General features: G+C 51.6%; 14 protein-coding genes and 3 pseudogenes. 11 read left to right on the forward strand and 6 right to left on the reverse strand.

Annotated elements, in window-relative coordinates:
* Nucleotides 1–969, reverse strand: a complete 969-nt coding sequence (locus HV311_RS25135; protein ID WP_004099053.1) for an IS5-like element IS903B family transposase — start codon at nucleotides 967–969, stop codon at nucleotides 1–3.
* A 372-nt stretch (nucleotides 970–1341) separates the two neighbouring features.
* On the opposite strand from HV311_RS25135, the gene glgB reads away from it, so the two are divergent.
* The 7 genes from glgB (at nucleotide 1342) to HV311_RS25170 (ending at nucleotide 11997) form a co-directional block, all read left to right on the forward strand.
* Entirely contained in the window at nucleotides 1342–3534 is a 2193-nt protein-coding gene (gene glgB / locus HV311_RS25140) for a 1,4-alpha-glucan branching enzyme (protein WP_004099052.1), read from the forward strand.
* Between the two features lie 129 nt (nucleotides 3535–3663).
* Complete coding sequence (glgC, locus tag HV311_RS25145; RefSeq protein WP_015632388.1) at nucleotides 3664–4947, forward strand: glucose-1-phosphate adenylyltransferase; 1284 nt, start codon at nucleotides 3664–3666, stop codon at nucleotides 4945–4947.
* An 89-nt stretch (nucleotides 4948–5036) separates the two neighbouring features.
* The gene (glgA, locus tag HV311_RS25150; RefSeq protein ID WP_004197677.1) at nucleotides 5037–6470 is read left to right on the forward strand and encodes a glycogen synthase GlgA; all 1434 of its coding nucleotides are present in this window, start codon (nucleotides 5037–5039) and stop codon (nucleotides 6468–6470) included.
* An 18-nt stretch (nucleotides 6471–6488) separates the two neighbouring features.
* The gene (gene glgP / locus HV311_RS25155) at nucleotides 6489–8936 is read left to right on the forward strand and encodes a glycogen phosphorylase (RefSeq protein ID WP_191221235.1); all 2448 of its coding nucleotides are present in this window, start codon (nucleotides 6489–6491) and stop codon (nucleotides 8934–8936) included.
* Nucleotides 8937–9049: 113 nt separating this feature from the next.
* Complete coding sequence (gene pgm / locus HV311_RS25160; protein WP_004197675.1) at nucleotides 9050–10693, forward strand: phosphoglucomutase (alpha-D-glucose-1,6-bisphosphate-dependent); 1644 nt, start codon at nucleotides 9050–9052, stop codon at nucleotides 10691–10693.
* Nucleotides 10694–10817: 124 nt separating this feature from the next.
* Nucleotides 10818–11384 carry a LuxR C-terminal-related transcriptional regulator gene (locus HV311_RS25165; RefSeq protein ID WP_004197678.1) on the forward strand — a complete coding sequence of 189 codons (567 nt, stop codon included), beginning with the start codon at nucleotides 10818–10820 and terminating at the stop codon, nucleotides 11382–11384.
* 334 nt (nucleotides 11385–11718) lie between these two features.
* A complete protein-coding gene (locus HV311_RS25170; protein ID WP_004197671.1) occupies nucleotides 11719–11997 on the forward strand; it encodes a hypothetical protein in 279 nt (92 codons plus the stop codon).
* A 27-nt stretch (nucleotides 11998–12024) separates the two neighbouring features.
* On the opposite strand, the pseudogene HV311_RS25175 reads toward HV311_RS25170, so the two are convergent.
* Nucleotides 12025–12198 (reverse strand): annotated as a pseudogene (locus tag HV311_RS25175) (ISNCY family transposase); the annotation flags it as partial.
* A 38-nt stretch (nucleotides 12199–12236) separates the two neighbouring features.
* A pseudogene (locus HV311_RS25180) lies at nucleotides 12237–13298 on the reverse strand (ISNCY family transposase); the annotation flags it as partial.
* Nucleotides 13299–13470: 172 nt separating this feature from the next.
* Here HV311_RS25180 and HV311_RS25185 point away from each other — a divergent pair.
* Nucleotides 13471–13875 carry a TIR domain-containing protein gene (locus HV311_RS25185; protein WP_071846040.1) on the forward strand — a complete coding sequence of 135 codons (405 nt, stop codon included), beginning with the start codon at nucleotides 13471–13473 and terminating at the stop codon, nucleotides 13873–13875.
* Nucleotides 13876–13913: 38 nt separating this feature from the next.
* Here the strand turns inward: HV311_RS25185 and HV311_RS25190 are convergent, their stop codons facing one another.
* Nucleotides 13914–14777, reverse strand: a complete 864-nt coding sequence (locus HV311_RS25190) for a DUF4231 domain-containing protein (RefSeq protein WP_052432412.1) — start codon at nucleotides 14775–14777, stop codon at nucleotides 13914–13916.
* A gap of 16 nt (nucleotides 14778–14793) precedes the next feature.
* Nucleotides 14794–15261, reverse strand: a complete 468-nt coding sequence (locus tag HV311_RS25195; RefSeq protein WP_191221236.1) for a recombinase family protein — start codon at nucleotides 15259–15261, stop codon at nucleotides 14794–14796.
* Here HV311_RS25195 and HV311_RS25200 point away from each other — a divergent pair.
* Nucleotides 15252–15956, forward strand: a complete 705-nt coding sequence (locus HV311_RS25200; protein WP_001067855.1) for an IS6-like element IS26 family transposase — start codon at nucleotides 15252–15254, stop codon at nucleotides 15954–15956. The genes HV311_RS25195 and HV311_RS25200 overlap by 10 nt on opposite strands.
* A 43-nt stretch (nucleotides 15957–15999) precedes the next feature.
* Here HV311_RS25200 and HV311_RS25205 read toward each other — a convergent pair.
* A pseudogene (locus HV311_RS25205) lies at nucleotides 16000–16179 on the reverse strand (recombinase family protein); the annotation flags it as partial.
* Nucleotides 16180–16338: 159 nt separating this feature from the next.
* Between HV311_RS25205 and HV311_RS25210 the strand changes: the two are divergent.
* Nucleotides 16339–19347 carry a Tn3 family transposase gene (locus HV311_RS25210; protein ID WP_191221237.1) on the forward strand — a complete coding sequence of 1003 codons (3009 nt, stop codon included), beginning with the start codon at nucleotides 16339–16341 and terminating at the stop codon, nucleotides 19345–19347.
* Nucleotides 19348–19531: 184 nt separating this feature from the next.
* Nucleotides 19532–20554: an IS110 family transposase gene (locus tag HV311_RS25215; RefSeq protein WP_001567660.1), complete on the forward strand. Its 1023-nt coding sequence runs from the start codon at nucleotides 19532–19534 to the stop codon at nucleotides 20552–20554.
* The last annotated feature ends 788 nt before the right edge of the window (nucleotides 20555–21342 follow it).

Raw genomic sequence — 21342 nt, forward strand, 5'->3', positions numbered from 1 at the left:
TCAGGCAATACGCACGCTTTCAGGCATACCTGCTTTCGTCATTTTGTTCAGCGCTCGTACCAGGGCCATAGCCTCCGCAACCTGACCATCGTAGTCACGCAGCGTCAGTGAACCCCCGAACAGCTGTTTTACCCGGTACATCGCCGTTTCCGCTATCGAGCGACGGTTGTAATCTGTTGTCCATTTCCACCGCGCATTACTCCCGGTCATTCGCTGATTAGCCACTGCACGGTTACGGTCTGCATATTCACCGGGCCAGTAACCCGCACCTTTTCGGGGAGGGATAAGCGCGCTGATTTTCTTACGCCGCAGTTCATCGTGACAGAGCCGGGTGTCGTAAGCGCCGTCTGCCGATGCTGCCCTGATTTTTCTGTGAGTCTGCCGGATAAGACCCGGGAAGGCTTCTGAGTCCGTCACATTGTTCAGCGACAGGTCAGCGCAGATGATTTCATGTGTTTTACTGTCAACGGCGAGATGCAGCTTACGCCAGATACGGCGGCGTTCCTGGCCATGCTTTTTGACTTTCCACTCGCCTTCACCGAAGACCTTCAGCCCGGTGGAATCAATTACCAGGTGTGCGATTTCACCCCGGGTGGGCGTTTTGAAACTGACATTAACCGACTTTGCCCGCCTGCTGACACAGCTGTAATCCGGGCAGCGTAGCGGAACGTTCATCAGAGAAAAAATGGAATCAATAAAGCCCTGCGCAGCGCGCAGGGTCAGCCTGAATACGCGTTTAATGACCAGCACAGTCGTGATGGCAAGGTCAGAATAGCGCTGAGGTCTGCCTCGTGAAGAAGGTGTTGCTGACTCATACCAGGCCTGAATAGCTTCATCATCCAGCCAGAAAGTTATGGAGCCACGGTTGATGAGGGCTTTATTGTAGGTGGGCCAGTTGGTGATTTTGAACTTTTGCTTTGCCACGGAACGGTCTGCGTTGTCGGGAAGATGCGTGATCTGATCCTTCAACTCAGCAAAAGTTCGATTTATTCAACAAAGCCTTTTTTTATATACGATCTGACGAATTCAGCAGAAGGAAACTCATCATTCGTGACGAAATAAAAATTAGTTTCCCCATTAATATAGAAATGAGTGTTTACTCACAGAAAGAAAATCAGGAGTAATTATTCTGAAGACAGATAATACAGAAGTCGTACAGCGCATTTAACTCACTTCTCAGGAGGTTAATCACTCTCTATTTGTGGACAACCGACATGTCTTAAGGCTCTGGAATAACGTGTTGATATTTCGATGCGTAGCATGCAGCGGAATATTACCGGATCAATAAAGCAGGAAGAGGCGTTTTAATTCTTTCCGCAGGATGATAGTAGGGTGACTGCCATGTCTGATTATAATGAAAAAAGTGCGATCTCCGCACTTCTCGCAGGTCATTGTTCCGATCCATTTTCCGTGCTTGGCATGCACTCAACCGATGCGGGTCTGGAAGTGCGCGCATTATTACCCGATGCCACCGATGTATGGGTGATTGAACCGAAAACCGGGCGCAAAGTCGGTAAACTCGAATGCCTCGACACACGCGGGTTCTTTAGCGGCGTTCTGCCGCGCCGGAAAAATCCTTTTCGTTACCAGCTGGCCGTCACCTGGCACGGTCAGCAAAACCTGATTGACGACCCCTATCGCTTTGGCCCGCTGCTGCAGGAGCTTGATGCCTGGCTGCTCGCTGAAGGGACTCATCTGCGGCCCTACGAGACGCTGGGAGCCCATGCCGACACCATGGACGGCGTCACCGGGACGCGTTTTTCCGTCTGGGCGCCGAACGCCCGTCGTGTGTCGGTGGTCGGACAGTTCAACTACTGGGACGGCCGCCGCCACCCGATGCGTCTGCGCAAAGAGTCCGGCATCTGGGAGCTGTTTGTCCCCGGCGCGCATAACGGCCAGCTGTATAAGTTCGAGCTGATTGACGCCCACGGCCACCTGCGGGTGAAATCCGACCCGTATGCCTTTGAGGCACAGATGCGCCCGGAAAGCGCGTCGCTTATCTGCGGCATGCCGGAAAAGGTCGAACAGCCACAGTCCCGTCAGCAGGCCAACCAGTTTGATGCACCGATTTCGATTTATGAAGTGCACCTTGGCTCGTGGCGCCGCCACGCCGATAACCATTTCTGGCTCAGCTACCGCGAGCTGGCGGACCAGCTGGTGCCTTACGCGAAGTGGATGGGCTTCACCCATCTGGAGCTGCTGCCGGTAAACGAACATCCGTTCGACGGCAGCTGGGGCTATCAGCCCACCGGGCTGTACGCGCCGACCCGCCGTTTTGGTACCCGTGAAGACTTCCGCTACTTCCTGAATGCTGCCCATGCCGCGGGTCTGAACGTGATCCTCGACTGGGTGCCGGGCCACTTCCCGTCGGATGACTTTGCGCTGGCATCGTTCGACGGCACCGCGTTGTATGAACACAGCGACCCGCGAGAAGGTTATCACCAGGACTGGAATACGCTGATCTACAACTACGGTCGCCGTGAAGTCAGCAACTTTCTGGTCGGGAACGCGCTGTACTGGATTGAACGCTTCGGGATCGACGCCCTGCGCGTGGATGCGGTTGCGTCAATGATCTACCGCGACTACAGCCGCAAAGAGGGGGAGTGGGTGCCCAATGAGTACGGCGGCCGGGAAAACCTCGAAGCGATTGAATTTCTGCGCAATACCAACCGTGTGCTCGGTGAGCAGACGCCGGGAGCGGTCACGATGGCGGAGGAGTCCACCGACTTCGCCGGGGTTACACGACCGTCTTCGACGGGCGGTCTTGGCTTCTGGTTCAAATGGAACCTCGGCTGGATGCATGACACCCTCGACTATATGCAGCTCGATCCCATCTATCGTCGTTATCATCACGACAAGATGACCTTCGGGATGCTCTACAACTACACCGAAAACTTCGTGTTGCCGCTGTCACACGATGAAGTGGTTCACGGCAAAAAATCGATTCTTGACCGGATGCCTGGCGATGCCTGGCAGAAGTTCGCCAACCTGCGCGCCTACTACGGCTGGCTGTTTGCCTTCCCCGGTAAAAAGCTGCTGTTTATGGGCAACGAGTTTGCCCAGGGGCGGGAGTGGAACCACGACGCCAGCCTCGACTGGCATCTGCTGGAAGGGGGCGACAACTGGCATCACGGGGTGCAGCGTCTGGTGCGCGATCTGAACCATACCTATCGCCACCATAAGGCACTGCACGAACTGGATTTTGACCCCTACGGCTTTGAATGGCTTGTTGTGGATGACCATGAACGGTCGGTGTTTATCTTTGTCCGTCGCGATAAAGCCGGGAACGAGATAATCGTGGCGAGCAACTTCACGCCAGTACCGCGTCACGGCTATCGCTTCGGGATTAACCAGCCGGGGCGCTGGCGTGAAGAGCTGAACACCGACTCGATGCACTACCACGGGAGCAACACCGGCAACGGCGGCTGCGTGGCAAGCGAGGCGATCGCCAGCCACGGTCGGGAGCATTCGCTGTCGGTGACTCTGCCGCCGCTGGCGACAATCTGGCTGGTACGGGAATCTGCAGGGCAATAAAACGCGCAGCTGATTTATTGCAGCTGACTTATTACCGGAGGTGATCACTTCTGAATTATTTTGCAGAAGAGTGAGGCTTTTTCTTCATTATTTTCTTTTATGGCTTTTATTTAATAGCAGGACATTATTATGAGTAAACTTGAATATACTGACAACTTAATGCTGTCGCGCCAGTTACCGCTTAAATCCGTGGCCCTGATCCTCGCCGGCGGACGTGGCACACGATTAAAAGACCTGACCACTATTCGCGCAAAACCTGCGGTGCATTTCGGCGGTAAATTCAGAATTATTGATTTTGCTTTATCGAATTGTATTAACTCCGGAATAAGACGTATCGGGGTCATTACACAATATCAGTCCCATTCACTGGTGCAGCATATTCAACGCGGCTGGGCATTCTTTAACGAAGAAATGAATGAGTTCGTGGATTTATTACCGGCGCAGCAGCGGGTGCATGGTGAGAACTGGTATCGGGGGACGGCGGATGCCGTGACCCAGAATCTGGATATTATCCGCCGCTATGATGCGGAATATGTCGTTATTCTGGCCGGGGACCATATCTATAAACAAGATTATTCGCGGATGCTGCTCGATCACGTTGAAAAAGGGGCGCGCTGTACCGTGGCCTGCCTGCCGGTCCCGGTTGAAGAGGCAAGCGCTTTTGGCGTCATGGCCGTGGATGAGAATGACAAAATCATTGAATTTGTTGAAAAACCGGCTAATCCGCCCACCATTCCTGGCGATGAAACCCGCTCGCTTGCCAGTATGGGCATTTATGTGTTTGATGCGGAATATCTCTACCAGCTGCTGGAAGACGACGATCGGGATGAACACTCCACCCATGATTTTGGCAAAGATATTATTCCCAGGATAACGGCGGCAGGTGAAGCGTATGCGCATCCGTTCCCGCGCTCCTGCGTTCAGTCGGATAATAATGCCGAGCCATACTGGCGCGATGTCGGAACCCTGGAGGCGTACTGGAAAGCGAATCTGGATTTAGCCTCAGTAGTGCCAGAGCTGGACGTTTATGACCGTAACTGGCCTATCCGTACCTATGTCGAATCGCTGCCCAGCGCCAAATTTGTTCAGGACCGTTCCGGCAGTCATGGCATGACCATGAATTCTCTGGTCTCCGGCGGCTGTATTATTTCTGGCTCGGTGGTGGTGCAGTCGGTTCTATTTTCCAGAGTTCGGATTAACTCGTTCTGTAATATTGATTCGTCGGTTTTATTACCGGGCGTCTGGGTCGGTCGCTCCTGCAGGATAAGACGCTGCGTGATCGACCGGGGATGCGTTATTCCGGAGGGGACGGTGATTGGCGAAAATGCCGTTGAGGATGCGCGACGCTTTTATCGTTCGGAAGAAGGCATCGTTCTGGTTACCAAAGAAATGCTGAACCGACTTGAACTATGAAGCCGTTGGCGGAAATAAAAGCTGCCGCAGCTGTGATTGCCGTCATTGGCATCGCGTCGCCTTCATGCCTGAATAATTAAGGAGCATCCATGCGAGTTTTACATGTAGGAGCGGAGATGTTCCCTCTGTTGAAAACGGGGGGGCTGGCTGATGTGACCGGTGCTCTCCCGGCGGCGCAAATAGCCGAGGGCGTGGATACCCGCGTGCTGCTGCCGGGGTTTCCCGCGATCCGCGACGGAGTAGGGGAACCGCAGGTGGTGGCCAGCAGGGAGACCTTCGCCGGGCCGATGACGCTGTTGTTTGGCGACTTTAACGGCGTGGGCATCTATCTGATTGATGCCCCGCATCTCTATGACCGACCGGGTAATCCTTATCATGACCCGCAGATGCAGGATTATCCCGATAACGTCCTGCGTTTCGCGCTGTTGAGTTGGGTCGCGGCTGAGCTTGCTGGCGGTCTGGATCCGTTCTGGCGGCCTGAAATCGTCCACGCCCATGACTGGCATGCGGGCCTCACGCCGGCTTATCTGGCCGCCCGCGGCAACCCCGCCAGGTCAGTGTTTACGGTGCACAACATTGCCTATCAGGGCTTGTTCCTCGCCCGGCATATGGCGGAGATCGCTTTACCGTGGTCATTCTTCCAGATGCATGGGGTGGAGTTTAAAGGACAGATCTCCTTCCTTAAGGCGGGCCTCTATTTCGCTGACCATATCACCACCGTCAGCCCGACGTATGCCCGTGAAATTACCGAACCGCAGTACGCGTTCGGTCTGGAAGAGTTGCTGCGGCAACGTCAGCGGGAAGGGCGACTGTCGGGGATCCTTAACGGCGTCGACGAAAGCATCTGGGATCCGCGCCGCGATCCGCTGCTGGCTGCGCCTTACGACCGGAACTCGCTGGCTGAGAAAGCGAAGAACAAGCAGCAGCTGCAGACGACGCTGGGGCTGAAGGAGGACGGCCGGGCGCTGTTGTTCACCGTCGTGAGCCGGCTCACCAGCCAGAAGGGGCTGGATCTGCTCCTTGGCGCACTGCCGGGAATCATTGCGCAGGGAGGGCAGCTGGCGCTACTGGGATCCGGCGACCCGGATTTGCAGGCCCGTTTTCTTGCCGCTGCGGCGCAATACTCCGGGCAGGTGAGTATCCGGATCGGTTACGACGAGGCGCTGTCGCATCAGATGATTGGCGGCGCCGACGTCATCCTGGTGCCCAGCCGTTTTGAACCCTGCGGTCTGACCCAGCTCTATGGCCTTCGCTACGGCACATTGCCGCTGGTTCGTCGCACCGGCGGACTGGCGGATACCGTCGCCGACTGTTCGCTCGAAAACCTTGCTGACGGGATCGCGAGCGGATTTGTGTTTACCGACAGCGAGACTGAATCACTATTACATGCCATCCACCGGGCCTTTGTCCTGTGGTCCCGTCCATCGCTGTGGCGGTACGTGCAACGTCAGGCAATGAGCATGGATTTTAGCTGGCAAATTGCCGCTAAGTCTTTCCACCAGTTGTATCAGCGTATTATTTAATTGCTACGGATAAGAAAAATGGAACCACGCTTAAGTTATATTTCACCCAGTCTGAATGAAGAAGCGCTACAGCATGCTATCGCTTATAAGCTCATGTTTATTCTTGGTAAAGATCCCTCACTTGCCAATAAGCATGAATGGCTCAACGCCACGCTGTTCGCCGTGCGCGATCGGCTGGTAGAACGTTGGCTGCGGGCGCATCGGGCGCGGATCTCGCAGCAGGCCCGGCAGGTTTATTATCTGTCGATGGAGTTTCTCATCGGCCGTACCCTCTCTAATGCCTTATTGTCGCTGGGCATCTATGAGGATGTGAAAACGGCTCTGGCAGGGATGGGGCTGGATCTGGAAGAGCTGATTGATGAGGAGAACGATCCGGGGCTGGGCAACGGCGGTCTCGGTCGTCTGGCGGCCTGTTTTCTCGATTCCCTGGCCACACTGGGGCTGCCAGGCCGCGGCTATGGTATCCGCTACGACTACGGCATGTTCAAGCAAAACATCATCGACGGCCGGCAGATGGAGTCACCGGACTACTGGCTGGAGTACGGTAACCCGTGGGAATTCGAGCGCCATAAAACCCGCTATACCGTGCGCTTTGGCGGACGTGTTCAACATGAGGGCAAAAACTCGCGCTGGCTGGAAACCGAAGAAATTATTGCCGTGGCCTACGATCAGATTATCCCGGGTTATGATACCGATGCCACCAACACCCTGCGTTTGTGGAGTGCTCAGGCCAGCAGTGAAATTAATCTCGGTAAATTTAACCAGGGGGACTATTTCGCCGCCGTGGAGGATAAGAACCACTCTGAGAACGTTTCCCGCGTGCTTTACCCGGACGACTCGACCTATTCCGGGCGTGAACTGCGCCTGCGGCAGGAGTATTTCCTTGTTTCGGCGACGGTACAGGACATCCTCACCCGCCATTACCAGCTGTATCAAACCTATGACAACCTGGCGGATAAAATTGCTATCCACCTCAATGACACCCATCCGGTGCTGTCGATCCCGGAGCTGATGCGTCTGCTGATTGACGAACACCGCTTCAGCTGGGATGACGCGTTTGAGGTGACCTGTCGGGTCTTCTCCTACACCAACCATACCCTGATGAGCGAAGCGCTGGAGACCTGGCCTGTCGATATGCTGGGGAAAATCCTGCCGCGCCATTTGCAGATTATCTTCGAGATTAATGACTATTTTCTGAAAACGATGCAGGAGCACTATCCCGATGATATGGCGTTGCTGAGCCGGACCTCGATTATTGATGAGTCCAATGGTCGCCGCGTGCGGATGGCCTGGCTGGCGGTAGTGGTCAGTCACAAGGTTAACGGCGTGTCGGAACTGCACTCCCGGCTGATGGTGGAGTCGCTATTTGCCGATTTCGCCAGAATCTTTCCGCGCCGCTTCACCAACGTGACTAACGGCGTCACGCCGCGCCGCTGGCTGGCTGCCGCTAACCCGTCCCTTGCCGCGGTTCTGGACCGCCATATCGGCCAGACCTGGCGAACGGATTTAAGCCAGCTGAGCGAAATGGGGGAATATCAGGATTATCCGCTGGTTAACCAGGCCGTCAGCGCCGCCAAACTGGCGAATAAACAGCGTCTGGCCGATTATATCGCCCGTCAGCTGGGCGTGGTGGTGAACCCGAACGCGCTGTTTGATGTGCAAATTAAACGGATCCACGAATATAAACGCCAGCTGATGAATGTGCTGCATGTGATCACCCGCTACAACCGTATCAAGGCGGACCCGCAGGCCGAATGGGTGCCGCGAGTGGTGATTTTCGCCGGCAAAGCCGCGTCCGCTTACCACACGGCAAAACAGATCATCCATCTGATAAACGACGTCGCCAAAGTCATCAACAGCGATCCGCAGATTGGCGACAGACTAAAGGTGGTGTTCATTCCCAACTACAGCGTCAGTCTGGCGCAGATGATCATTCCGGCCGCGGACCTTTCTGAGCAGATTTCGCTGGCAGGGACTGAAGCCTCCGGGACCAGTAATATGAAGTTCGCCCTCAACGGTGCGCTGACCATTGGCACGCTGGACGGCGCCAACGTTGAGATGTTGGAGCACGTGGGTGAGGACAATATCTTTATCTTCGGTAATACCGCTGCAGAGGTCGAGGCGCTGCGCAGCAACGGTTATCAGCCGCGTGATTACTACGACCAGGATCAAGAGCTGCGCCAGGCGCTGACCCAGATGGGGACCGGGGTGTTCAGCCCACAGGAGCCGGGCCGCTATCGCGGTCTGCTGGATTCGCTGATCAACTTTGGCGACCACTATCAGGTGCTGGCCGATTACCGCAGCTATGTTGACTGTCAGGACAAGGTGGATGCGCTCTACCGAACCCCGGAAGAGTGGACCGCCAAAACGATGCTCAACATAACCCACATGGGCTATTTTTCATCGGACCGTACGGTGCGGGAGTATGCGCAAAAGATCTGGTATATCGACAAAACGCAACTCTGAGCGCGTACTGACAACCAGGAAACGCCGGGGCGGGTGGCAGGAGACCGGCCCCGTCGATGAGCGACCCGGCAGCAACACATAAATAAGCCTGACGGATATGACAGGAGAGAAAAATGACGGACAGTAAACGCGCAGGGGAGCCTGCACAACAGAGTGATTTGATTAACGTCGCTCAGCTGACCGCGCAGTACTACGTACTGAGGCCGGAAGCGGGCAACGCGGAGCATGCGGTGAAGTTTGGTACCTCTGGCCATCGTGGCAGTGCAGGGCGCCATAACTTCAATGAGCAGCATATTCTGGCGATCGCGCAGGCGATTGCGGAAGACCGCGCCAGGAACGGGATTACCGGTCCCTGCTACGTGGGTAAAGATACCCACGCGCTCTCCGAACCGGCCTTTATTTCCGTACTGGAAGTGCTGGCGGCCAACGGCGTTGATGTTATCGTGCAGGAACACAACGGTTTCACCCCGACGCCGGCCATTTCCAATGCCATCCTGGTGCACAACAAAAAAGGTGGTCCGCTGGCAGACGGCATCGTGATCACGCCGTCTCATAACCCGCCGGAAGATGGCGGTATTAAGTACAACCCGCCGAACGGCGGCCCGGCGGATACCAACGTCACCAAAGTGGTAGAGAATCGCGCTAACGAACTGCTGGCCTCGGGTCTGCAGGGCGTCAGGCGCATCTCCCTCGATGCGGCACTGGCATCCGGTCATGTTAAAAAGCAGGATCTGGTACAGCCGTTTATCGAAGGGCTGGCGGATATCGTCGACATGGCGGCAATTCAGAAAGCCGGCCTCAAGCTCGGGATCGATCCGCTGGGCGGGTCCGGTATCGAATACTGGAAACGTATTGCCGGGCACTACAAGCTCGACCTGACTATCGTCAACGATCACGTCGATCAAACCTTCCGCTTTATGCATCTGGATAAAGACGGCGCCATTCGCATGGACTGCTCATCTGAGTGCGCAATGGCGGGCCTGCTGGCGCTGCGCGATAAGTTTGACCTGGCTTTTGCTAACGATCCAGATTATGACCGTCACGGCATCGTCACGCCGGCAGGGCTGATGAACCCGAACCACTATCTGGCGGTGGCGATTAACTACCTGTTCCAGCATCGCCCGCAGTGGGGCCAGGATGTGGCGGTGGGCAAGACGCTGGTCTCTTCCGCGATGATCGACCGTGTGGTGAACGACCTCGGCCGCAGGCTGGTTGAAGTGCCGGTGGGCTTTAAATGGTTTGTTGACGGCCTGTTCGACGGCAGCTTCGGCTTCGGCGGAGAAGAGAGCGCGGGCGCCTCGTTCCTGCGTTTTGACGGAACGCCGTGGTCGACCGACAAAGACGGGATCATCATGTGCCTGCTGGCGGCGGAAATCACCGCCGTCACCGGTAAAAACCCGCAGGAGCACTACGACGAACTGGCCGCCCGCTTCGGCGCGCCGAGCTATAACCGGCTGCAGGCTTCGGCCACTTCCGCACAGAAAGCGGTGCTGTCGAAGCTGTCGCCGGAAATGGTCAGGGCCAGTCAGCTGGCGGGTGACCCGATCACTGCGCGTCTGACCGCCGCGCCGGGCAACGGCGCATCGATTGGTGGCCTGAAAGTGATGACCGACAACGGCTGGTTCGCCGCCCGACCGTCAGGTACGGAAGACGCTTACAAGATCTACTGCGAGAGCTTCCTCGGGGAAGCACATCGCAAGCAGATCGAGAAAGAAGCGGTGGAAATCGTGAATAGCGTGCTAGCGGCGCACCAGTAGAGCAGTTGACGTACTCCGCTGAGCCGGAGTACGTCATAGTTACCCGGCGACACCAATACAGGCACCACTTTGTCAGAACATAAGGAACGGGACGCTTCGCAAAAGGTATTGCTGCGGGGACTATATGAATATCTATGTTATTACCAATAATAATTTCATGCTTGTAGGTCTGAAATGTATGTTCAGCGACAACAGCCTCTCCGTCAACAGGGTTGTGTTTTCACGGGTCAGCGATATTGCCTTCAGCAACAGCGATGTGGTGATTGTGGAGTCAGAGCTGAACACCGGCGATGCCGAACGTCTCAAGTACCTACACATTTCACCGGTCAATCTTATCTTTTTATTAAAACCGGCGTCAGGAATGAGCGGGACAGGGCGTGAAGCGGTATGCATTGACACTGAATTAAGCGGTAATGAATATCTCATGATGAGGCAGGCGTTTAAAAAAATGGGGATCAATCTGAAGAGGGACAAGTTGTCATTTACCAAAAGAGAAACACATGTTATCAATATGATTTTAAATGGTTATTCGATAGATGAAATTTCCCGTAGCCTGCTGATCTCCAAAAAAACGGTTCAGTCTTTTGTCGGTATTGTTTTGCATAAACTGAATACCACCAAAATAAGTGGAATATACCGCAAAAAAAATCTCATCATCGACAGTTTTGCCAGGAGGAGCCTGCATCGTTAGGATGCCCTATAAACTAATGATCTGCTTATGGAAAGTCACTATTTCATATATTAAGTTTCAACTAAATTTGTTATAAATTATTTTATGTTGTTATGTTGAACGGGGTTTGATTATTGGTATGCTTCAGAAAAAATAAACATACATCATGGGTGCTAACATGATGAAAATATATGAAACTATAGTCATCAAATGATTTAAGCATACAATAAATAATATAGGATTATATCCTCTATCTGTGAATGGTGGGCGGCAGAGGAAAAACGGGATATATATTTATGCATTTCATCTTTTTATTATAAAAAACTGTTATGTAAATTCTGTAGCGGGAGGGGGTATGTTTAGTGAAGACGCACACTATGAATTTCTAAAAAGATATTACAGAGCGGAGTTTTTTGAAGGAAGAAATGGTTCCATTTGGGGAATAAATTATTCTTACAATTTGGCAAGGGTGGGTATGAATATGCTTGAAAGATATGGCTATGGGATAATATTAAAGCATGAATCTATCACTGGTGAAACCATTTACTATGATCGTAGTCTGACGATACTATTTGGTGACAGAATTACACAGGCCCTGGGAGGTCAGTATTGCAACAGAGAAATGAGAGAATAATGATTTAATATATTTTTTAATCGCTCGTTAAACATTGGAACTTTTCTCAGAACGTGACTGCAATGTCTTCAACGCATCTAACATGTCGTCGCCGTTCAGTGAGCGCTGCGATTATTTCTCTGTTGGTTTTCTGCGCCGCCGCAAAGAGCCATCACCGGCAGGGATCGCCTGTGAACGGTTGTTATCGCGTTTATCCTGAACATCAATCTAAATTGAAATGTCCGCATGTAGGTTATGTTTCAGCCTTTGCCGAAGATGTCTTTACTCCGGGTCTGAAGTTGCTGCAGGGCTTCCAGCATGTCGTTATGGTCCAGACTTCGTTGTGATTTCTTGCCGGGTTGTTTCTTTCTGCGTGAGGTCTGGCCGTCCAGTGATGGCAGGGCCTGTGAGCGGGTGTTGTCCCGTTTGTCCTGAACCAGCTTTATCATTTCCAGGGCACGTCCCAGACGCTTGTTGTCGATGATGGCGCCCTGGTCCAGTTCTCCCAGTCGGTCGTAAGTGGTAAAGGGCAGGGAAGTGCCGCTGGCCCGGAGCTCAATGTCACCATCCGGGTATTGCCATACCTCGATGTACTTCCCCTGAAAACGCCGGTTTTCTTCATTATCTTCAAGCAGATAAAGCTTTTTATCATACTGTAATGTCAGGTTTTTCGAGACCTTACGCTGCTCGCGCCAGGTGAATGTCGCCTGCAGGTTTTCGCCATTATCCAGCTGGCGATGTACGTCAAAATCGTGACGTGGCGGCTTTGCAAACCGACGGTTGTAATCTTCCATGAACTCATCAGCAAAGGCGTTTGCAGCCTCAGGTGTGCTGATACCGCGGAGCCGCAGTTCCTTGACCAGGCGGTCCTGTAATGTCAGATGAGCCCGTTCAACACGCCCCTTGGCTGAACTGGTGTTGGCACAGATACCAGTGATATTCAGCTCGTTCATGGCACGACCAAACTGAGTCTGGCCATCTCCGCCGGTGGCCTGCTTGTTGTTGATCCTGAAGACGCTGGCTTTGTCGCTGTAGAATGCCAGAGGCTTACCGTAGCGCTCCAGATATCCCCGGGTGGCTTCAAAATAGGTGAACGTGGACTCCGAACTGACGAACAGAAGCTGCATCAACCGACTTGTTGCATCATCAACGTAAACGAGCAGCGTGCAGGCCGGACCACGGTCCTCGAACCAGCGATGTTCACTGCCATCAATCTGGATGAGTTCGCCGGTGCAGGCCCGACGTGGGCGTGGCTGATGCACACGAGGTGGCCGTAACTTACGAGGGATCCATAAACCATCCCGGGTCATAAGCTTACGTAGGGGTTTGACGGTCAATGATGTAAAAAACCACGCCAAGACGATAACTTTCTGTTTTTAATGAATTAACATAAGCCTCTGTGTTAGTGAGGTTTTTCCCGATGATACCCTTGATAAACTAAGTCACAGTCCCCATATTATTAATGGGAATATAACTAATAATTGCGGGGGATTTATGGCTAGAGATTTAAATATTTTTATTAGTCATTCGTGGGGGAGTCACGACGAATTACTACGACTGCGTAACCTTCTAAATGCAAGACCCTATTTTAGGGCTGAATTCTCTGAAGTTAGCAAAGATATACCTATTAATTCAGTGAATGCTGATTACATCAAAAGAGTTCTTGGCGAAAAAATTCGCAACAGTAATGTATTACTTGCTATAGCTGGAATCTATGCAAGCCATAGTACTTGGATGGAGTGGGAGATGGACACCGCAATTAGACATGGAGTTCCCGTTATTGGTGTTATTCCACATGGTGCATCAAGAGTATCTCAGGTTGTAGCTAATCGTTCTGTCGAACAGGTTCGGTGGAGCACAGAAAGTATTGTTGATGCTATTCGTCGACGTGCCAAATAATACAATAAGGGGAACTTTACAGTTCCCTTTGTCAGATTTTATACAATTCGTCTCGCTTGCCATTGTGTATGTTCCCGTGAAAATGCTGTCTCAGCATCACGAATAAAATCTAAAAAATCTTTTTCGCTAGAAATATAATAAGATTGCTCTTTTATTAGACCAATTTCATGTGCTGTAAGGGCATACGATGCCGAAAGTTCATTATACTTTTTAATTTGCACCCAGCCTATGAGAGCAGAAATTATTGTTGTAATTAGCTCTGTTGGTAACGAGGTAGATTGACTTGGTTCTTTAGCAAGGTATGCTGTCATAGCAAGGGATAAAACATAGAGAATCAGTATAGCCACCGCCCACCCCTTACCAATCCTTTTGTTGAATAGAGATTTTTTAGCATACCATGTCCGTTGATCTTCAATTCTTTGTTCTACGTAAAGATCTCTTCTTTGTTCATAGCTCATTTTTCTAATAGTTTTTAAACAAATGCTGAATTGGTCTCCTTCAAGATTATTTAGCGCTTTTGTCTGAATCGCATATTTACTATCTTTTAAGATATTTTTTAAGTATTCAACATATTGTTTTGCATTATGTGTTTCTTCATCGCCATTAAAAGGCTCCGCTTTCATTGCAAATTTCCATGTTGTGGTTTTTATTGATTCGGTAACCGCTCTATATTTATACCATTTTTGTTCAAAGTTTATAACATTCCTAACTAGTAGCAATATAATCAATAAGATGAATAATGCTAAATTAGTAATGTATTTCCCATCGTAAGATAAAGATGAGTTAACAGCAGTGAATATTAGCAATGCATATTCTGCTCTCACTCCATTTAAAAAATACCACTGATTTTTTGCTGAGCGCTCATTAGTAATTTCATATAGATGAGGGTATTGAATATTCATAATGCATTTCCATTTTTTATGCGGATTGTGTTTGTTTTTTCAATCTAAAATATGTTGCCCGAGATATTCCTGTTTTTTCATATATCATTTTGAATGATTCACCTTGTTTTATAAGAAATTGTGCAGTTGTCGTTTTAGGGTGTGGCTTTCGTCCAAATTTGACGCCAGAAGCCATTGCAGCAATCCGTCCGTCATTGGTTCGCTCCAGAATGCGCTCGCGCTCTGCTTCAGCAACAGCGGCCAGGATCTGAATGACCATTTTCCCCATCGTACCTTCCGTACTGAGGCCGTTTTCCAGAAACCGGATGGAGATCCCCTTTTTATAGCAGGCGTCAACGATATGGATCATATCAGCCGTATTGCGTCCGAGGCGGTCCATTTTGGTACAGATGATGATGTCATCTTTTTCAGGGCACTGTTGCAAATAGTCGGTGGTGATAAACTTATCATCCCCTTTTGCTGATGGAGCTGCACATGAACCCATTCAAAGGCCGGCATTTTCAGCGTGACATCATTCTGTGGGCCGTACGCTGGTACTGCAAATACGGCATCAGTTACCGTGAGCTGCAGGAGATGCTGGCTGAACGCGGAGTGAATGTCGATCACTCCACGATTTACCGCTGGGTTCAGCGTTATGCGCCTGAAATGGAAAAACGGCTGCGCTGGTACTGGCGTAACCCTTCCGATCTTTGCCCGTGGCACATGGATGAAACCTACGTGAAGGTCAATGGCCGCTGGGCGTATCTGTACCGGGCCGTCGACAGCCGGGGCCGCACTGTCGATTTTTATCTCTCCTCCCGTCGTAACAGCAAAGCTGCATACCGGTTTCTGGGTAAAATCCTCAACAACGTGAAGAAGTGGCAGATCCCGCGATTCATCAACACGGATAAAGCGCCCGCCTATGGTCGCGCGCTTGCTCTGCTCAAACGCGAAGGCCGGTGCCCGTCTGACGTTGAACACCGACAGATTAAGTACCGGAACAACGTGATTGAATGCGATCATGGCAAACTGAAACGGATAATCGGCGCCACGCTGGGATTTAAATCCATGAAGACGGCTTACGCCACCATCAAAGGTATTGAGGTGATGCGTGCACTACGCAAAGGCCAGGCCTCAGCATTTTATTATGGTGATCCCCTGGGCGAAATGCGCCTGGTAAGCAGAGTTTTTGAAATGTAAGGCCTTTGAATAAGACAAAAGGCTGCCTCATCGCTAACTTTGCAACAGTGCCTTTTTCAGCACGGCCAAGCAGTCGTTGCAGTCCTTCACGCTCGTCAGTGGCCCCGGTCATCATGTCGGTAAAAATCCGGTCTTCACGCACACCGGCACTTTTCAGTTCAGCCACCTGGAGCGTCAGCTTCTGGTGGCTGGTTGATACCCTGGCATAGCCCAGTAACGCCATTTCAGTCTCACAAATCGTTTTTGATACAAAGTGGTATCATAATGTATAAATTACGATTTCTGATACCCTTTTCCGCTTTGGTTTTGACGGGTATCAAATATCATAATATTTGAGACGGTTAAAAAAAGGACAGAACTCCCGTTTACGAAAGGATGCGCAATGAGTGATGACTTTCTTACCAGCGAACAGACAGAAAACTACGGTCGCTATGTGGCAGACCCAAATGAGGTTCAGCTGGCTCGGTATTTTCATCTGGATGAGCGTGACCTTGCTTTTATTAATCAGCGACGGGGAAAACATAACCGGCTGGGGATTGCACTTCAGCTGACTACGGCGCGCTTTCTGGGAACGTTTCTTCCTGATCCCCTTCAAATTCCCTCATTCATCCGTTTTTACATTGCGGCACAGTTGAACATCAGCCGACCAGAGATCCTTTCCCGGTATGCTGAAAGAGAAAATACCCGCTGGGAGCATCAGGGGCTTATCAAGCTCTATTATGATTATCATGATTTTGGTGATTTCCCCTGGACATTCAGACTGAAGCGTTTGCTCTATACTCGCGCCTGGCTCAGCAATGAGCGTCCAGGTCTGCTGTTTGATTTTGCTACCGCATGGTTGCTGCAAAATAAGATCCTGCTACCCGCAGCCTCGACTCTGACAAGGCTGATTGGCGAAGTACGCGAACGGGCAAGTCGACGATTATGGCGAAGGCTGGCTTTGTTGCCTGACAGCTGGCAGAAAACACAACTGGACGGTTTACTTGAAATACCTGAAGGGCAGCGTATATCGGTGCTGGAGGAGATGCGAAAAGGTCCTGTCACTATCAGTGGGCCGTCATTTACAGACGCCCTGGAGCGATATACCCGACTGCGTAGCATGGAGTTTTCCCGGTTGAATTTCTCCGGTCTGCCTGCCATCCAGCTGCGGAATTTGGCCCGTTATGCCGGAATGGCTTCGGTGAAATACATTTCAAGAATGCCTGACGAACGGCGACTGGCCGTGCTTACTGCGTTTGTGAAAGCACAGGAAATTTCGGCGCTTGACGAGGCCGTGGATGTGCTGGATATGCTTATTCTGGATATCACGCGTTCTGCAAAAAATATCGGGCAGAAAAAGCGGCTCAGGACCCTGAAAGATCTTGATCGTGCCCCGCTATTACTGGCACGGGCATGCACGTTATTACTTGATGAGAACACCGAAGAAGCAGCTCTGCGGCAGGCTATTTTTCGCCGCATACCAAAGGACAAACTGGCTGAATCCGTCGGCAAGGTAAATGAGCTGGCGCGCCCGCAAGATACTCAGTTTCAGGATGAAATGGTGGAACAATATGGACGGGTGAAGCGTTTCCTGTCCGCGATGTTGCGTGACTTACACTTTCAGGCCGCCCCGGCCGGGGAGCTCACGTTGTCAGCAATCCATTATCTGGCCGAACTGAGTGGCTCAAAAAAGCGAATTCTCGACGATGCACCAGAGCAAATCATTTCCGGCCCATGGAAACGTCTGGTCTACGACAGAGATGGTAGGATTCTACGAGCGGGTTACTCGCTGTGTCTTCTCGAGCGCCTTCAAGATTCTTTGCGCCGTCGTGATCTCTGGCTGGAGAACAGTGATCGGTGGGGGGACCCGCGTCAAAAATTGCTTCAGGGAGCTGAATGGCAGGCACAACGCATCCCGGTATGTCGGGCGCTGGGTCATCCATCAGACGGAACTAAAGCAGCAGAACAACTGGCTACGCGGCTTGATGACACATGGAAATCAGTGGCTTCACGTTTTGCCTGCAACGCAGCGGTCAGCATAAGCAATGAAGGTAAGCATCCCTCACTGACGATTAGCAGTCTGGATAAACTGGATGAGCCACCGGCACTGATACAATTGAATCGTCGGGTAAGAGAATTGATCCCTCCGGTTGATCTGACGGAGCTGTTGCTTGAAATAGATGCCCGAACCGGTTTTACCCGCGAATTCAGCCACGTCAGTGAATCAGGTGCTCGGGCGCAGGATCTCCAGGTCAGTCTGTGCGCAACACTGCTGGCAGAAGCCTGCAATATAGGGCATGAACCCCTGATAAAGCATAATATTCCCGCGCTTACTCGCCATCGTCTGAGCTGGGTTAAACAAAATTATCTCAGGGCAGAAACGCTGGTCACCGCTAATGCACGGCTGGTTGATTTTCAGTCCACGCTGCCGCTCGCGGGGTACTGGGGAGGTGGTGAGGTTGCCTCCGCAGATGGTATGCGTTTTGTCACACCGGTTAAAACGGTTAATTCCGGACCAAATCGTAAATACTTTGGTTCAGGACGCGGTATCACCTGGTACAACTTCGTCTCCGATCAATACTCCGGTTTCCATGGCATTGTAGTTCCCGGGACGCTTCGTGATTCCATCTTTGTACTGGAAGGGCTTCTGGAGCAGCAGACCGGGCTGAATCCGGTAGAAATTATGACGGACACGGCAGGATCCAGCGATATCATTTTTGGCCTGTTCTGGTTACTGGGCTACCAGTTTTCCCCTCGTCTGGCCGATGCAGGCGGGGCGATATTCTGGCGGGCAGATAAAACGGCACATTATGGTGCCCTGAATGAGCTGGCCCGGGGATGTGTTGAACTGTCAAAAATAGAATCCCAATGGGATGAAATGATGCGAATGGCGGGCTCACTGAAGCTTGGGACCATCCATGCATCAGAGCTTATTCGTTCACTGTTGAGAAGTAGCCGACCATCTGGTCTGGCTCAGGCGATTATGGAAGTGGGCCGGGTCAACAAGACGTTGTATCTTCTCAACTATATCGATGATGAGGATTACCGGCGTCGGATCCTCACTCAGCTCAACCGGGGAGAAGGACGCCATGCAGTGGCTCGAGCCATTTGCTACGGACAACGTGGTGAGATTAGAAAACGCTACCGTGAAGGGCAGGAAGATCAACTCGGTGCTCTGGGTCTGGTGACCAATGCGGTTGTGCTGTGGAATACACTTTACATGCAGGAGGCGTTGTCACATCTTCGCAAATCGGGGGAAACACCTGAAGAGGAGCATCTGGCAAGATTATCGCCGCTGATACATGGCCATATAAATATGCTGGGACATTATACGTTTTCGTTACCGGAAGATATTCTGAAGGGCGAGTTAAGACCATTAAATTTGAATACAAACAATGAATTAACCTCTTAGCGTGGTTTTTTACATCATTGGACCTCGAACCCCACTACCGCCTTAGCTGGCGGGGATTCTGCACGTCTGCAATAAACCTCAGTACAAAAAACAGCCTTAACGAATGGAAGGGACTTCCCCTGATTATGCGCCTGATTAACTCTTGTGCAATCATGGGGTAAACACAACCCCGGAGGGATTCGTTATGACCATTACTACTGTCGGTATCGATCTTGCTAAAAATGTGTTCGCTGTTCATTGCGTTGACCAGAATGGCAAAACCGTTCTGGTTAAATCCAGAGTAACCCGCGCAGCTCTTCCCGGGCTGATTGCTGGTTTGCCGCCCTGTGTTATCGGGATGGAGGCGTGCTCCGGGGCTCATTACTGGGCAAGACTGTTTCGGCAGTATGGTCATGAGCCGCGTCTGATGGCCGCTAAATTTGTATCGCCTTACCGCATGGCTGGTAAATCAGGGAAAAATGATGCAGCTGATGCTCAGGCTATCTGCGAGGCGGTTCGTCGCCCACATATGCGGTTTGTGCCGGTTAAGGATGAGAGCCAGCAGGCAATGCAGTGTCTGCATCGTACCCGACAGGGTTTTATCGAAGAGAAAACAGCAACATATAATCGTCTCCGGGGGTTGATATCTGAATTCGGCGTTATCGCCCCACAAAGTACAGATGCCCTGCGCCACATAGTTTTTGAGCAGAAGAATTCTTTACCACTTCAGGTTCAGCAATGTGTTGATGATTTGCTGGAGCACGTTGCTCGCATTGAAGATAACATCGCTGAATATGACCGAATTTTGTCCCGCATGGCCAAAACAGATCATCGCAGTCAGCGGCTGATGGAATTGAAGGGCGTTGGCCCCACAACGGCCTGTGCGCTGGTCGCCAGTATCGGTAATGCACATGATTTTAAGAATGGGCGCCAGCTGGCAGCCTGGCTGGGACTGACACCATCGCAGTACAGCAGCGGCGGAAAGTCGAAGCTTGGCAGGATAACGAAAGCTGGCGATTCGTATCTGAGAACACTTCTGGTTCAGGGTGCCCGCTCGGTACTGATCGGGGCGGAGAAAAGGACTGATTTATTCAGTCGTTGGGTCTGCTCACTGGTCGAACGCAGAGGATACTGGCGCGCTGTTGTTGCCATCGCTGCCAAAAATGCAAGACTGTGCTGGGCATCATTGCATTACGGTGATGATTTCAGGTTGTACTCAGCCAGCTAAAGTACAAAGCTGTATGACCATCTGTTCTGCAACTCGTTGATGATAAAGGGTTAGACCCCGTGAGGTATATCTGCTTATTGTACAGGGCAAGTGTACCCGACTAACGAACTAGAGCCTCACGAGCGTCTTTCATCAGGGTCCGAATCGATGACGATTCATCATGACCGTTTATAGTACCGCAGTCTCTCCCCTTTATTTTTTTACTATAGTGCAGACAGAAACCGTAAACACCGGCGTTGACATGCCGGGGAAGCCCTTATAGTACAATAATTTTCGAAATCCAACCCATCCCGCCTACAGGAATGACGGATTTTTCGGCGGTTCCGGCGTAGACCCACCACAACTGCTGTATAGCTTGTGGGTAAGTGATAATGAAGTGCAAACGAGATGGCGCAAATACTCTTTTGGTTTATCTTTTAATTACTTACGTATTAAAAGATAAACCAAAAAATAAAAGACATTGCTGTTATCCCCTTTAAAAAGTGGATAACCGAACAGCATCGGCGCGAGCGCCTCAAAAGTAGCTCCCCACGCTAAAGCGCGGGGCATTCAGAACGGAATCCCTCGATGGCTAACAGCTCGCCTGTTAGCCATCGAGGGATTGGACAAATCCGGCCACGCCGGATACGTCAGCAAATATCGCTGAAGAATTAGATTACACGCTCGTAAGCGGCTCTTACGACCCGCTAACGCGGAGATACGCCCCAACTGCGGCTTCGGCCTTGTTGTGACCACTCCGACCGCGCACAAAAGCCTCTGAGCCGCTTTTAGCGGAATATGGCTTTGCA

This window comes from Citrobacter sp. RHBSTW-00881 (assembly GCF_013728515.1).
Classification (GTDB): domain Bacteria; phylum Pseudomonadota; class Gammaproteobacteria; order Enterobacterales; family Enterobacteriaceae; genus Citrobacter; species Citrobacter braakii.